The organism is Nonomuraea terrae (assembly GCF_004348995.1).
GTDB classification, from domain to species: Bacteria; Actinomycetota; Actinomycetes; order Streptosporangiales; family Streptosporangiaceae; genus Nonomuraea; species Nonomuraea terrae.
On the sequence record NZ_SMKQ01000234.1, the window covers coordinates 1 to 13,541 of the forward strand.

At 72.4% G+C, this 13,541-nt stretch carries 15 protein-coding genes; 7 read left to right on the top strand and 8 right to left on the bottom strand.

The window, feature by feature from the left end; all coding sequences use genetic code 11:
- The 3 genes from E1286_RS40690 to E1286_RS40700 all read right to left on the bottom strand — a co-directional run.
- Window positions 1–986, bottom strand: a 986-nt coding sequence (locus E1286_RS40690; RefSeq protein WP_132621630.1) for a serine/threonine-protein kinase, incomplete at its 3' end; no start/stop codon positions are given.
- 163 nt (window positions 987–1,149) lie between these two features.
- On the bottom strand, window positions 1,150–1,971 hold the full coding sequence (locus E1286_RS40695) for a siderophore-interacting protein (RefSeq protein WP_281282842.1): 822 nt from the start codon (window positions 1,969–1,971) through the stop codon (window positions 1,150–1,152).
- Between the two features lie 88 nt (window positions 1,972–2,059).
- On the bottom strand, window positions 2,060–3,037 hold the full coding sequence (locus E1286_RS40700; RefSeq protein WP_246075594.1) for an alpha/beta hydrolase fold domain-containing protein: 978 nt from the start codon (window positions 3,035–3,037) through the stop codon (window positions 2,060–2,062).
- Between the two features lie 405 nt (window positions 3,038–3,442).
- Here E1286_RS40700 and E1286_RS40705 point away from each other — a divergent pair, with 405 nt between their 5' ends.
- From E1286_RS40705 to E1286_RS40715, 3 genes are read left to right on the top strand one after another with little or no spacing between them, the layout of a single operon-like run.
- Window positions 3,443–4,129, top strand: coding sequence for an ABC transporter permease (locus E1286_RS40705; protein ID WP_246075595.1), 687 nt, complete (start codon window positions 3,443–3,445; stop codon window positions 4,127–4,129).
- Window positions 4,122–4,910, top strand: a complete 789-nt coding sequence (locus E1286_RS40710) for an ABC transporter permease (protein ID WP_132621634.1) — start codon at window positions 4,122–4,124, stop codon at window positions 4,908–4,910. The genes E1286_RS40705 and E1286_RS40710 overlap by 8 nt, the downstream gene beginning before the upstream one ends.
- Window positions 4,911–4,915: 5 nt before the next feature.
- Entirely contained in the window at window positions 4,916–5,662 is a 747-nt protein-coding gene (locus E1286_RS40715; protein WP_132621636.1) for an ABC transporter ATP-binding protein, read from the top strand.
- Here the strand turns inward: E1286_RS40715 and E1286_RS40720 are convergent.
- The gene (locus E1286_RS40720) at window positions 5,656–6,093 is read right to left on the bottom strand and encodes a hypothetical protein (RefSeq protein ID WP_246075596.1); all 438 of its coding nucleotides are present in this window, start codon (window positions 6,091–6,093) and stop codon (window positions 5,656–5,658) included. The two genes, E1286_RS40715 and E1286_RS40720, sit on opposite strands and share 7 nt — an antisense overlap.
- Window positions 6,094–6,258: 165 nt before the next feature.
- On the opposite strand from E1286_RS40720, the gene E1286_RS40725 reads away from it, so the two are divergent.
- Both E1286_RS40725 and E1286_RS40730 read left to right on the top strand, forming a co-directional pair.
- On the top strand, window positions 6,259–6,798 hold the full coding sequence (locus E1286_RS40725) for an MFS transporter (protein WP_246075597.1): 540 nt from the start codon (window positions 6,259–6,261) through the stop codon (window positions 6,796–6,798).
- Window positions 6,799–6,842: 44 nt separating this feature from the next.
- Window positions 6,843–7,574: a YcnI family copper-binding membrane protein gene (locus E1286_RS40730; protein WP_132621640.1), complete on the top strand. Its 732-nt coding sequence runs from the start codon at window positions 6,843–6,845 to the stop codon at window positions 7,572–7,574.
- Between the two features lie 40 nt (window positions 7,575–7,614).
- On the opposite strand, the gene E1286_RS40735 is transcribed toward E1286_RS40730, so the two are convergent.
- From E1286_RS40735 to E1286_RS40745, 3 genes are read right to left on the bottom strand one after another with little or no spacing between them, the layout of a single operon-like run.
- Window positions 7,615–8,655, bottom strand: coding sequence for an ABC transporter permease (locus E1286_RS40735; RefSeq protein ID WP_132621642.1), 1,041 nt, complete (start codon window positions 8,653–8,655; stop codon window positions 7,615–7,617).
- A complete protein-coding gene (locus E1286_RS40740; protein ID WP_132621644.1) occupies window positions 8,642–9,619 on the bottom strand; it encodes an ABC transporter ATP-binding protein in 978 nt (325 codons plus the stop codon). The genes E1286_RS40735 and E1286_RS40740 overlap by 14 nt, the downstream gene beginning before the upstream one ends.
- Window positions 9,616–10,761, bottom strand: coding sequence for a LolA family protein (locus E1286_RS40745; RefSeq protein WP_132621646.1), 1,146 nt, complete (start codon window positions 10,759–10,761; stop codon window positions 9,616–9,618). The genes E1286_RS40740 and E1286_RS40745 overlap by 4 nt, the downstream gene beginning before the upstream one ends.
- A 309-nt stretch (window positions 10,762–11,070) precedes the next feature.
- On the opposite strand from E1286_RS40745, the gene E1286_RS40750 reads away from it, so the two are divergent.
- Entirely contained in the window at window positions 11,071–11,745 is a 675-nt protein-coding gene (locus tag E1286_RS40750; RefSeq protein WP_132621648.1) for a response regulator transcription factor, read from the top strand.
- Window positions 11,738–13,084: a sensor histidine kinase gene (locus E1286_RS40755; protein ID WP_132621650.1), complete on the top strand. Its 1,347-nt coding sequence runs from the start codon at window positions 11,738–11,740 to the stop codon at window positions 13,082–13,084. Before E1286_RS40750 ends, E1286_RS40755 begins: the two co-directional genes overlap by 8 nt.
- Window positions 13,085–13,243: 159 nt before the next feature.
- On the opposite strand, the gene E1286_RS49630 is transcribed toward E1286_RS40755, so the two are convergent.
- Window positions 13,244–13,541: hypothetical protein (locus E1286_RS49630; RefSeq protein ID WP_223190864.1), on the bottom strand; the 298-nt coding region annotated here is incomplete at its 5' end.

The following is a 13,541-nucleotide window of genomic DNA, read 5'->3' on the forward strand; positions in this document are numbered from 1 at the left end:
GCCCCCGACTGGGCCCGGCGCCGGCGCGGCCCGGAACGCTCCATCTCCTCGGCGAGCCGTTCGTGCCCTCCCGTGTGCGGTACGGGCGTCCAGGTCTTGGCGAGCACGTCCTCCACCGCGCGGCGCAGGTCCCACGGCTCCGCCACTCCCCCGGCGGCCAGCAGCGCCCGCAGCAGGTCGGCGGCCTTCGGGCGGTCGGCGGGCTCCTTCGCCAGCGCCGCCGCCACGGCGGGACGCAACAGGGCGGGCACCCCGTCAATCCGCGGCGCCTCGAACAGGATGCGCCGGGTCAGCACGTCGGGCTCCCCGCCCCCGAACGGATGGTGCCCGGTCGCGGTGAAGGCCACCAGGCAGCCCCAGGCGAACACGTCGGAGGACGGCAGCGCGGGCCCGCCGGTCAGCCGCTCCGGCGCCACCCAGCCGGGGCTGCCCATGACCTGCCCGGCCTGCGTGAGCGCGCCGGCCGTGTCCACGTCACGGGCGATGCCGAAGTCGATGACGTGCGGCCCCTTCGGCGACAGCAGCACGTTGCCCGGCTTCAGGTCCCGGTGCACCAGCCCCGCCTCGTGCACCGCCACGAGCGCGGCGGCCACTCCCAGCGCTACGCCGTAGGCCAGGTCGGGCGTGAGCGGCCCCCGGTCCAGGACGACCTGGGAGAGCGCGGGGCCCGGGATGTACTCGGTGACCAGGTAAGGACGGTCCCGGTCGGTGCCGTCCTCGACGACGGCGGCCGTACAGAACGGCACTAATCTGCGCGAGAACGCCACTTCCTCAGCGAAGCGGGCCCGCAACGTGGCATCGTTGAGATGCACCGCGTGCGGCGTCTTGAGGGCGACCAGGCCGCCTTGAGGGTGTTCGGCCAGGTACACCACTCCCATCCCGCCCGTGCCGAGGCGGCCGAGGAGCAGATATCGGCCGATGACGACCGGGTCCCCCACCGTCAGCGGTCGCACGCCCGCAGGCATGTCGCTCGCACCACGCGCCATCCGGTTCGCCTCTCCTGTCCGCGGTCACGGCCAAGCACACTGTGGCCGCATCCGGAGAGGCTTTCCGCACGTCTTACATAAGGGGTATTGGAGGCAAGGCTTTCGTACCCCTTAAGTCAGTAAATAGTGTGATCAGGTGGTCTGAAGTGGTGAAACGGGCGACTCAGGAGGCGATCGCGGCGGCCTCTTCCGCCTCGACCTGACGGTTCCAGTCGCGCTTGACCGCCCGCCACGCCTCGTCGTCGACGCCGATCCGCCAGTAACCGGAGATCGACAGCCGGTCGAGGCCGATCCCCCGCTCCACCCGCAGGTGGCGGCGGAGCTCCTTGACGAACCCGGCCTCGCCGTGCACGAACGCGTGCGCGTCGCCCTCGGGGAACTCCAGCCCCCGCACCGCCTCCACGAGCCCCACGCCCACGGGACGGTCGCCGCGGTAGACCCACGTGACGCGCGCGTCCGCGGCCGTCGTCAGCTTCTGCTCGTCCTCGGGCCCGTCCACCTCGACGAACACGTGCGCGAGGGCGCCCTCCCGCAGCGCCTCCAGCGACGCCGCGATGGCCGGCAGCGCGCTCAGGTCGCCCACCAGCAGGTGCCAGTCGGCGTCGGGGTCGGGCGCGTAGCCGCCGCCGGGGCCCAGCATGAGCAGCTCGTCGCCGGGCACGGCGCGCTCGGCCCACGGCCCGGCCAGGCCCTCGTCGCCGTGCACGACGAAGTCGAGGGTCAGCTCAAGGGCGTCGGGGTCCCAGGCCCGCACGGTGTACGTCCGCAGCCGCGGCCACTGGTCGCGCGGCATCGTCTCCCGGCACAGCTGCATGGTGAACGGCTCGGGGTAGTCCACCCCGTCATACGGGAAGATCAGCTTCACGTAGTGGTCGGTGAGCCCGGAGGTGGCGAAGTCCGCCAGCCCGTCGCCGCCGAGGACCACGCGTACCATGTGGCGGGAGATGCGCTCGGTCCGCCGGACGACGCCCCGATGTTCAGCCAAAACAGCCCCCTGACAATATGTTAGGTATACCTAACCTTACACTTTCCGCCGCGCCAGCGTACGCCGATCTTGGCAAAACGGACAATAGTCACGCTGCGGCCGTGCCGCCCACCGAATCCGCGCGTTCGGCCACCGCCGTCAAGAACTGTGACATGTGCCGGAAGGCCAACCGCGCCTCGGGCACCACGTCCGCCAGGATCGGGAAGACGTGCGGCATCCGCCGCCACTCCTCGTACCAGACCGGCACCCCCGCCTCCCTGGCCCGCGCCGCCACGCGCCGGGCCTCGTCGCGCAGCACCTCCGTCGACCCCGTGACGATCATCAGCGGCGGCAGGCCCGTGAAGTCCCCGTGCACCGGCGAGACGAGCGGGTCACGCGGGTCCAGCCCGGACGTCCAGCGCCGCGCCAGCCAGCGCACCCGGCTCTCCGGCAGCAGCGGGTCCTGCCACCGGTTCTCCCGGCGCGGGCTGTCGGTCAGGTCCGCCCACGGCGACAGGCAGATCGCCGCCCCCGGAAGCGGGATCCCCCGGTCGCGCAGCGCCAGCAGAGTCGCCAGGGTGAGGTGGCCCCCCGCGGAGTCCCCCGCCACGATGACGTCCTCGGGCGCGTGCCCGCGCCCCAGCAGGCACTCGTACGCGTCCAGAGCGTCGGTCAGCGAGTCGGCCAGTTTGTGCACCGGCCCCTGCCGGTAGTCCAGCGCCAGCACCGGCCGCCCGGCGATCGCCGACAACCGCCACGTGATGGACCGGTGCGTGCACGGCGAGCAGAAGAAGTAGCCGCCGCCGTGGAGGTACAGCACCACCTTGCGCTCGTCGACCCCTTCGCCGCAGCGCACCCACTCCCCGCCGCACGCGGTGAACGCCTCCTGCCCGAGCGAGACGTGCGCCGGGTGGGGAACCTGGACCAGCCGCGCGAGGTCACCGAGCCGGGCCGCCCCGAACAACGCCAGCGGGTGGCGCATGAGCAGGCTGGACGCGGGTTTCAAGGTGCCCCACATGAGCCCGATGAGCGCCCGGGCCTGCCAGCTCATGGGGTAGTCCGGCACCACATCCTTGTCGATCCCCATATCGACCCTCCGAGGACTGTTGTTCCCCTTTCAACATCGTCCTACCGGCCAGTAAGTATCTCGTCCCTTACATGGATATTTCGGCCCTGTGACACGGCGCCCTCGCCCTGAGCCCCTTCCGCCGACCCTTCTCCGGCTGGGCGTCGTCCTGGTCTTCTGCCCCAGGAGGGCCGTCCCGCACCCCGGCGATTAATTCGTTGCGGGGCCACCGCCTCGCGGCCGATAATCGCGTGTTTCCCATCGGTAAATCCGTGCGCTGATCCAGGCACGTCCTGTCATCGCTCCGTCACTCGGAGGTGTGCGACGACCCCCCTCTATGCCAGGCTCGTCTGGTACGGCTTCAGAAAACACGCCACCTATGTCTGGGCGGCGCTCGCCGGCGCGTTCACCAACAGCGTGTTCGGCGTGCTGCGCGCCTACGTCCTCATCGCGCTGTGGCAGGCCCGCCCTGGCCTCGGCGGCTACGACGTGGCCGACGCCGTCACCTTCTGCTTCGTCACGCAGGCGTTCATCGGGCCGATGCAGCTCTTCGGCGGCGGCCTGTCGCTGCCCGAGCGCATCCGCAGCGGCGACGTCGCGCTCGACCTCGTCCGCCCCGCCTCCCTGCAGTTGTGGACACTGGCGGAGGACGCCGGCAGGGCCGCCTACCTGTTCGTCGTCCGCGGCCTGCCGCCCATGCTGCTCGGTGCCGCCGTCTTCGGCATCGTCGTGCCCGCCGACCCCGGCCGGTGGGCGGCGTTCCTGGCCGGGTTCGCCATCGCGGTGGTCATCAGCTTCGGCTGGCGCTATCTGATCGCGCTGTCGGTCGGCTGGCTGCTCGACGACCGCGGCGTGGCCGTCCTGTCGATGGTGCTGACCACGTTCTTCAGCGGCATGCTGGTGCCGCTCAACCTCTTCCCCGGCTGGTTCGGTGACCTGGTCAACGCGCTGCCGTGGGCCGCCATGGTCCAGCTGCCCGCCGACCTCTACCTCGGCAAGGCCCCCGTGCTGGAGACGCTCGCCGTCCAGGTGTTCTGGGCCGTCGTCCTGCTCGGTCTCGGCGCGCTCGGCACGCGGGCGGTCCGCCACAAGGTGGTGATCCAGGGTGGTTAGGACGTACTTCCTGCTGGCGTGGACGTGGACGCGCGCCGCCGCCGCGTACCCGGCCTCGTTCGCCCTGATGGTGCTGCTCGGCTTCGTCGCCGCCGCCCTCGACGTCGCCGTGGTCCTGATCATCTTCGCCAACACCACCGCCCTGGCGGGCTTCTCCCGCGAGGAGGTGCTCTTCCTGTACGGCGCCGCCGGCCTGTCCTTCACCCTGTGCGACACGTTCGTCAGCAACATCGACCGGGTCAGCCAGCACATCAAGGCCGGCACCCTCGACACGTTCCTCATCCGGCCGGCCGGCGCCTGGGTCCAGCTCACCACCGACCGCTTCAACCCCACCAGGGCCGGCCGGGTCCTGCAGGCCGCCGTCGTGCTCGGGTACGCGATCGCCGCCCTCGGCATCGGCTGGGAGCGCGGCTGGATGATCCCCGTCATGGTGGCCACCGGGGTGGTCATCTTCGCCGCGCTCTGGACGCTCGCCGGGGCCGTGCAGTTCGTGCTCACCGACGCGCCCGAGGTCACCAGCGCCTTCACCTACGGCAGCAACCAGCTCACCCAGTACCCGCTCGCCGTCTACGCCCGCGACCTGGTCAAAGGCGTCACGTACGTACTGCCGCTGGCCTTCGTCAACTGGCAGCCCGGCCTGTACGTCCTCGACCGCGACGACCCCTTCGGCACACCCGGGGCCATGCGGTTCCTCGGACCGGCCGCCGCCCTCGTCCTCGCCCTGCTGGCCGCGCTGGCCTGGCGGCAGGGCATCCGCCACTACCGATCCACCGGGAGTTGATGATCATGATCGAGCTGGACCGGGCCGGACGCTCGTTCAAGGTGAAACGGAACGTCGTCCACGCCGTACGCGATCTGTCGCTGACCGTGACGGCCGGGGAGTTCGTCGGCTGCCTCGGCCCGAACGGCGCGGGCAAGTCCACCACGATCAAGATGCTCTGCGGCATCCTGACGCCCACGTCGGGCACGGTCCGGGTGGCCGGGCTCGACCCGTCGCGGCGGCGCACCGCGCTGGCGCGGCGCCTGGGGGTGGTGTTCGGGCAGCGGACGACGCTGTGGTGGGACCTGCCGCTCGTGGACAGCTTCGCGCTGATCCGACACCTTTACCAAGTAGATCGAGTGACGTTCCGAGCACGCCTCGCCGAGCTGACGGAGACACTCGACCTCGGGGCGTTCCTGCGCACGCCCGTGCGCCAGCTCAGCCTGGGCCAGCGCATGCGCGGCGACCTGGCGGCGGCCCTCCTTCACGCGCCGGACGTCCTGGTGCTGGACGAGCCGACCATCGGCCTCGACGTGGTGAGCAAGGCCGGCATCCGCGACTTCCTGCGGCGGGTCAACGCCGAGCGCGGCACGACCGTGCTGCTGACCACGCATGACCTGGGCGACATCGAGCGGTTGTGCCGCAGGGTCGTGCTGATCGGCCACGGGCGGCTGGCGTTCGACGGGAGCCTGGAGGAGCTGATGGCCACCGCGCCCGGCCAGTCCTCCATCGAGGAGGTCGTGACCCGCCTCTACACCGCCGGCACTCAGTAGTAGCTGCCCTCCGGTTGCGGCTCGTAGTCGTCGTCGAGCTCGTCGTCCCGGCGCGCCCAGCGCGAGGGCATCAGCACGGGGATGAACAGGGCCACGCCGAGCAGGGCGTACAGGCCGGTCGTGAGCATCGTGCGGTTGCCGAGGCCGGCGTCCCTGATGATCTGGTGGACCGACTCCTCCGAGGGGATGAACGACAGCGCTCGCGTCTTGTCCAGCGCGTAGACCACCGTCCAGGCCAGCAGCACCATGGAGGGCACGAACGTCGCGAGCGGTGAGATGCGGCCCGCCGCCACCAGACCGACGACCAGCCCGACGGCGGCCAACGCGCCGAGGGCGATCCACAGGTTCTGGTTGCTGGGCAGGTCGGCCGAGGCGTTGAGTGCGGCCTGCTGGACCGCCCAGCCGCCGCCTCCGATCACGGCCGCGGTCACCACGAGTCCGACAACTAATCCACCCAAATGCCGCAATCTTCTCACCTCTATGTGAACGTGGTGGAGACGACCATAGCGACAAAAGCCATTTACGGCCCAGCCATTGCGCAGCTTGGAACAAGAGGTCGTAAGACTGCCTGCCCCGTGAGAGCATGGGGCACACCCATGCGTGCGCACCTACCCCTGAGGCTCGCGCGGACAGCCGCCTTCGCCGCCGTCTGCGTGACGCTGGCCGCGTTCGCCCACCTGCTCGGCGGCGGCTCCGCCCCCGAGCCGGGCACCGCCGGCTTCGCGCTGGCGGCGGTGGCCGTGCTGGGGCTCACGCTGTGCGGCCGGGAGCGTTCGGCGGGCACGATCAACATCGTGCTGGTCGGCGCGCAGATCGGGCTGCACGAGCTGTTCGCCGGCGAGGGCGCCGCCTACGTCTCGGTGCACGGCCACGCCCAGGGCGGTCTGGCCGTCAACGCCGGCATGCTGCTCACCCACCTGACCGCCACGGTGATCACCGGCCTGTGGCTGTCGCGGGGCGAGGCCGCGCTCTGGTCGGTGCTACGCCGCCTCGGCCGCCGACTCGTGCTGCTGGAACCGCCGGCCGCCGTGCCCGCCATGCGCCCGTGCGCGCCGGTCGTCCGCACCCGGATCGTCCCCCCTCAGCCGGGTTTCCGGCACTGCCTGGCCAGGCGTGGTCCTCCACTGCCCGCCTGACCTTCTGACACCTCGTTCTTTCCAGACCCAAGTGGAGATTCCGCATGTCCTTCGTACGCCGTGCGGCGACCGTGCTCGCCGCCACCACCGCTCTCACCGCCGCCCTCGCCCTGCCCGCGCTGGCGCACGTCACCATCCAGCCGGGCACCGCCGAGCAGGGCTCGTTCTCCAAGGTCGCCTTCCGGGTGCCGAACGAGCGCGACGACGCCTCGACCACCAAGGTCGAGGTGTCCTTCCCCACCGACCACCCGCTGGCGTTCGTCACGGTCAAGCCCGTACCGGGCTGGAAGGTCGAAGTCACCGAGGGCAAGCTGCCCCAGCCCGTCACGACCGAGTACGGCCCCCTGGAGGAGGCCGTCACCAAGGTCGTCTGGTCGGGCGGCGAGATCAAGCCCGGCGAGTTCCAGGAGTTCGAGGTGTCCATGGGGCAGCTGCCCACGGACGTCGACCAGCTCGTCTTCCCGACGAAGCAGACGTACTCGGGCGGTGAGGTCGTCGACTGGGCACAGGCGCCGAAGGCCGACGGCAGCGAGCCGGAGCACCCCGCGCCGCTGCTCAAGCTGGTGCCCGCGTCCTCTGCCGGAGGCGGTCACGGGGCCGCGCCGGTGAGCGCGTCGCCGGCCGCCGCGGCTCCGTCGGTGACGCCGGTGGCCGCGGCCGGTGCTTCCGGCGCCTCCGACACCACGGCCCGCGTGCTCGGCGGCGCCGGGCTCGTCGTCGGCGTCGTCGGCGTCGTGGTCGGCGTCCTCGGCCTGCGCCGCCGTCCCACCGCCTGACGGTCCGTCCCGTGCCGGGGAGCCGATCCCCGGCACGGGGTCAGGACGTGATGTCCTTGCCGGAGAAGCGGGCCCACGCGATCGAGCCGAACAGCGCGATGTAGGCCGCGAACGCCAGCAGGCCGTCCCACAGCGCCGCCCAGTCGATCGGGGCGCGCAGCACGGCGTCGAAGTCGGTGAACCGGGCCGGCAGCAGGTACGGCGTGATCACGTCCAGCTCGGGGATCGCGCGCAGCACCTGGCAGACGACGACCAGCACCATCGTGGCCGCGATCGCCCCGATGGACACCTCGGTGAACGCCGACAGCGCCAGCGCCACCGCCGCGAGGGCGGCCATGGCGGCGCCGACGTAACCGACGGCGACGGCGATCCTGACCAGCCCCTCTCCCATGGAGATCGTGGTGCCGGACAGCAGCGTCAAGGGCCCGGCCGGGAACAACACCAGCCCCGTCAGCAGTGACGACAACGCCACCACGGCCGTGGCCGCGTAGGCGTAGATGGCGGCGTTCAGGTACTTCACCAGCAGCAGCCGCGTCCGCCCGGCGGGCGCGGCCAGCAGGTAGCGCAGCGTGCCGGCGCCGGCCTCGCCGGCGAGCGCGTCGCCCGCCACCACGCTCACCGTCACCGGCATGAGCAGCAGCACCAGGAACGAGAACGCGAAGAACGTCAGCATGAGGCTGTTGCCCGCCACCGAGGCGATGACTCCGCCTATGCCGTCGTCGGGCGCGCTGACCAGGCTCAGCGCGATGCCGATGATGATCGGCACGATGGCGAGCACGGACAGCATGAGCAGGTTGCGGGGGCGGCGGAAGGTCAGGCCCAGCTCGGAGCCGAGCAGCCGCCAGAACGCGCCCGCCCTTCGGGGCAGCGGCGCCGCAGGACCGCCCGCCCTGCCGGGCTCGGGCTCGCGTGGTGTGCGTTCCGCGGTGCCGCGGGTCTCCGTCACCGGCACGAGCCCCGGTGTCCGCCGCGGCCCCGGCCCCGGTGCGGTCGCCGTCGCGGTCCCGCCGGCGGGCGGCGTCGTGGCCTCCGTGGCCGGTGAAGTCGTACGGGACGGTGTCGCGCTCTCAGCCGTCGACATCGAAGCCCTCCCCTGTCAGTCGCACGAACACGTCCTCGAGGCTCGGCCGGACCACGGCCAGCCCCCGTACGGCCACCTCCTCGCCCACCAGCGCGGCGTTGAGCCGCTCGGGCGCGTGCCCGCCCAGTTCCGCCGTCACCGTGCCCCCTTCGTCCGTACGGACGTCCGCCAGGCCGAGCGCGCCGAGCACCCGCGCGGCCCCCGCCGCGTCCGGCGTCTCCACCCGGATCCGCGCCGCCAGGCCGCCGCTCAGCGACGCGATGGTGCCGTGCGCGACGAGCCTTCCCGTGCGCATGATCGCGGCGTGCGTGCACATCTGCTCCACCTCGGCCAGCAGGTGGGAGGAGACGAACACGGTGGTGCCGTCGGAGGCGATCTCCTTGACCAGTGCCCGCACCTCGCGGGTGCCCTGCGGGTCGAGGCCGTTGGTGGGCTCGTCGAGGACGAGCAGCTCACGCGGCCCCAGCAGGGCGGCGGCGATGGCCAGGCGCTGACGCATGCCGAGGGAGTAGTGGCGGTAGCGCTTGCCGGCGGCGGCCGACAGGCCCACCCGTTCGAGTGCCTCGGCGATCCGGCGTCGCGCGGTCGCCCTGGGCGCGGTCGGGTCGGCGGCGTCGAAGCGCATCAGGTTGGCCGCGCCCGACAGGTACGGGTAGAAGGCCGGCCCCTCGACCAGCGCCCCCACCCGCGGCAGGGCCTCCGCCTGGGGCAGCCCGAGCACGGAGTACTCCCCCGCGGTCGGCTTCACCAGGCCGAGCAGCATGCGGATCGTGGTCGTCTTGCCGGAGCCGTTCGGGCCCAGGAAGCCGAACACCGAGCCGCGCGGCACGCTCAGGTCGAGCGTGTCCACGGCGACCTGCCCGCTGCGGAAGCGCTTGGTCAGCCCTCGCGTGACGATCGCCTCGCCCCCGGAGGGCGGGGCCGCCCCGAAGGGCGCCCCCGCTTCGCTCGTGACGGCGGTCACTTGACGCCCGCCGCCCTGGTGATCTCCTCCGGGGTGACCGCGCCGACCAGCAGACGGCCGTCGTCGGTCAGCAGGGCGGTGACCAGCTTGGTGCTGATCAGCTTGCCCGAGCCCCACGGGCCGCTCACCGGGGTCGCGGACGCGAGCACGCTGTCGAGCAGTGCCGCCCCCTCGCCGCCCTCTTGCGAGGCCTGCGCGGTCACATCGTTCAGGTCGAACGGCACGACCGCCACCGTCGTCCAGCCGTCGCCGACGACCTTCGCCTCGCCCGCGACGTCCTTGGCCCGCTCGGCGTGCTCCTCGGCGTGCCTGCCGGCCTCCTCGGGGAGGGCGAGCGTGTTCTCCTCCACCTTGGCGCCCGCGGGCGGGGTGAAGGTGAAGTTCTCGGCCGCCGGCGGCGTGAACGTCACCTGGGTGAACCCGATCTGGAACGCCGGCTCCGCCGAGCCCTTGGCGAACACCTGGACCTGGAGCGGGACGTACGTCTCGCCGTCGAGCGCGATCCGCACCTCCTGCACCAGCGAGCCCGCGTCCTTCGGTGACAGCACGAGCTGGTAGACCGGGCGGCCCGCCACCTCCGCCGTGTTGATCACCCGGACGGTGGTGTGCTCGTCGGCCTGGGCGAGCAGCCGCTCCGCCGCCTGCTGCGGCGTCAGGTCGGGCGTCTGCGGCACGGGGGCCGGGGTGTGCGTCGGGGCGGCGGGCGCCTTGACGCTCACCCGCGTGGCGGTGTTGGTGGCGCTGTCCCAGTACCACGCCTCGCCGCCGTTGATGATCAGGTTGGTCTCGTTCATCTGGGTCGGCATGGCGACGCGCAGCTTGTCGGCGGCGCCGTACCAGACCTTCACCTCATGGGACCCGGACAGCAGGCTCAGCGGCGACGACGCGCCCGCCTGCGACAGCGCGGGCAGCGACGGCAGGCCGAGTGAGGCCGTCTGCTGCACCGTGCCCGACATGGGCGGAATGCCGCCCTCCTTGCCGGTGGCGGCCGCGGCGTCGGCCAGCAACTGCTCCGCCGAGCGTTCCGGCAGTACGGGATCGCCGCTCACCGCGGCGATCACCGGGCCGGCGCCGATCGCGGCCCCGATCACGGCCGCCGCCGCGATCGGCACTCCCCACCTCACGAACGTGCCTCTGCGCATCTCACTCCTTAACGGTATGTCGATGCTCAGAGCCTGCGTCATGCATCCTGTGGTGAGCCTGAGACAGCCTGAGACGCCTCTCAGCCGCGCCCGCCGGCCGGGCTCAGGCACCACGGCCTGCCCGGCCCGGAAGCCGCCCGCACAGCCCGTGGTCGAGCCGGTGGTTAGAGTGCATGGCGTGCGCATACGCCCCCTTGATCGACGTTCGCCCTCATCGGGGGTGACGGGCGGATCGCGCGCCCGCAGGCGGCTGAGAGTGCTCTCAGCCTTCTCAGCGTCGTCTCAGCGCAGGACCAGGAGAATCACCGCATGAGAGTGCTTGTCGTCGAGGACGAGCGGCGGATGGCGGCCGCGCTCCAACGGGGTCTGCAGGCCGAGGGGTTCGCCGTGGACCTGGCCCACGACGGTGAGGAGGGGCTGCACGCGGCCCGGCACGGCGACTACGACGTCGTGGTGCTCGACATCATGCTGCCCAGGCTGTCGGGCTACAACGTGTGCAAGCAGCTGCGCGCCGAGGAGAACTGGGTGCCGATCCTCATGCTGTCGGCCAAGGACGGCGAGTACGACATGGCCGACGGTCTCGACCTCGGCGCCGACGACTACCTGACCAAGCCGTTCTCGTACGTGGTCCTGGTGGCCCGGCTGCGGGCGCTGATGCGGCGCGACGCGGGACGGCGTCCGTCGGTGCTGGTGGCCGGCGACCTGTCGCTCGATCCGGCGCGGCGCCGGGTGGAGCGCGGCGAGAGCCCGGTCGAGCTGACGCCGCGGGAGTTCGCGCTGCTGGAGTTCCTGCTGCGGCGGCGCGACGAGGTGGTGTCGAAGACGGAGATCCTTGAGCACGTGTGGGACACGTTCGACACCGATCCCAACGTGGTCGAGGTGTACGTCGGCTACCTGCGGCGCAAGATCGACGTCCCGTTCGGCAGGAACGCGCTGCAGACCGTGCGCGGCGCGGGATACCGGCTGGCGGGCGACGGTGGCTGACTCGCCGCTGGTCTGGTGGCGGCGGCAGGGGCTGCGGTCCCGGCTCACGGTCGCCGCCTCGGCGGTGCTCGCGCTGGCGCTGGCGCTGTCGGCGTCGGTGCTGCTCAGCGTGCTCGAACGGGCGCTGATGGACACCGTGGACGAGTCGACGCTCGCCCAGGCGCAGGCCGTGCGGGTGGCGGCCGACGCCGGCACGCTGACCAGCCCGATCACCACCCACGACGGCACGGTCGTGCAGGTCATCGACGCGCGCGGGCGGATCACGCACGTCACGTACGGCACCGACCGGCTGGTGCCGCTGCTGGACGCCGAGGCACGGGCGAAGGTCCTCGCGAACGGTGAGGCCGCGCTGCTGGACGGGCGGCCGTACGCCATCCCCGGGTTCCTGCGGGCCATCGTGCTCAGCGCGGATCACGGGCAGACCGTGGTGGCGGCCCGGCCCATCGGCGAGATCCTCACCAGCCTGGCCACGGCCGGGCGGGTGCTGCTGGTCGGCACGCCGGTTCTGATCGTGCTGCTGGCGGTGGCGAGCTGGCTCATGATCGGCCGCACGCTGCGGCCGATCGCGGCGCTGCGCCGGGGCGCGGCGGACATCACCCACACCGCCCGGTCGCGCCGGCTGCCGGTGCCGCAGTCGCTGGACGAGGTGCACTCGCTGGCCACCACGCTCAACGACATGCTGGCCCGGCTGGAGGAGGCCGAGCAGCGGCAGCGGGCGCTGGTCTCCGACGCCGCGCACGAGCTGCGCAGCCCGCTGGCCAGCATCCGGCTGCAGCTGGAGGTCGCGCTCGGGCATCCCGACGGGCAGGACTGGCGGGAGACCGCCGAGGGGGTGCTGGAGGACACGATGCGGCTGTCGCGGCTGGCCGAGGACCTGCTCGCGCTGGCCCGCCTGGACGAACGCGGCGGCGTGCCGGCCCGGCGCGAGCCCGTCGACCTGGACGAGGTGGTACGCCGTACCGTGGACCGCTACGCCGAGGTGCGGCTGACCGCGTGCGCGCCGGTCGTGGTCCGCGGCGACGCCCTCGACCTCGGCCGCGTGCTGACGAACCTCCTGGACAACGCGGTACGCCACACCTCGTCCAAGGTGGAGGTGGCGCTGACGGCCGACGGCGTGCTGACGGTCACCGACGACGGGCCGGGCATCCCGGAGGCGGATCGGGAGCGCGTCTTCAACCGCTTCACCCGGCTCGACTCGGGACGCAGCCGCGACGAGGGCGGTACGGGGCTGGGGCTGGCGATCGTCCGGGAAACCGTCCGCGCCCACGGCGGCACCGTCACTCTGGAAGACGCCGCCCCGGGTCTCCGCGCCGTCGTCCACCTCCCGCCCACCATCTGACCCCGACGCCCCAGGCCCGTCCGCACCGTTCCCAGCAGCTGAGTCGCGCCGTCCCTGGGCCTCCGCGCCGTGATGCGCGTCGTGGCCACTCGACGCGTACGCCGCTTCCGCCAGGGGCCGCGGTGACCGCCCTCGGCCAGTCCCGTTCGGTACAGGTGTCTAGTCACTGTGGGCGTGGCGTGTTAGGCACGAGTCATGCGTGCAGCGCGCAAGACGCCGCAGGGCCGCCCGGCGGGTGCTCTGCAGGGCCGCCCGGCCGGTGGTCTTCAGGGGCGCCCGGCCGGTGGTCTTCGGGGCCGCCCGGCTGAGGCCCCACAGGGCCGCCTGAGCGAACGGACCGGTCGTACACTCGCGCACCTCGCCGCCACCGGCCGCGCCGTCGCACGCCTCACCGCTGCCGGCCTCGCCGTACACCTTCGCGTTCGCCCGGCGCGCGGACGCCGCCACGGTTTCGTGG

Excerpts from the sequence above, each read along its gene's own strand:
- E1286_RS40700 (WP_246075594.1), bottom strand. The coding sequence starts at position 3,037 with ATGGGGATCGACAAGGATGTGGTGCCGGACTACCCCATGAGCTGGCAG.
- E1286_RS40715 (WP_132621636.1), top strand. The coding sequence starts at position 4,916 with ATGATCGAGCTGGACCGGGCCGGACGCTCGTTCAAGGTGAAACGGAAC.
- E1286_RS40725 (WP_246075597.1), top strand. The coding sequence starts at position 6,259 with ATGCGTGCGCACCTACCCCTGAGGCTCGCGCGGACAGCCGCCTTCGCC.
- E1286_RS40730 (WP_132621640.1), top strand. The coding sequence starts at position 6,843 with ATGTCCTTCGTACGCCGTGCGGCGACCGTGCTCGCCGCCACCACCGCT.
- E1286_RS40735 (WP_132621642.1), bottom strand. The coding sequence starts at position 8,655 with ATGTCGACGGCTGAGAGCGCGACACCGTCCCGTACGACTTCACCGGCC.
- E1286_RS40745 (WP_132621646.1), bottom strand. The coding sequence starts at position 10,761 with ATGCGCAGAGGCACGTTCGTGAGGTGGGGAGTGCCGATCGCGGCGGCG.
- E1286_RS40750 (WP_132621648.1), top strand. The coding sequence starts at position 11,071 with ATGAGAGTGCTTGTCGTCGAGGACGAGCGGCGGATGGCGGCCGCGCTC.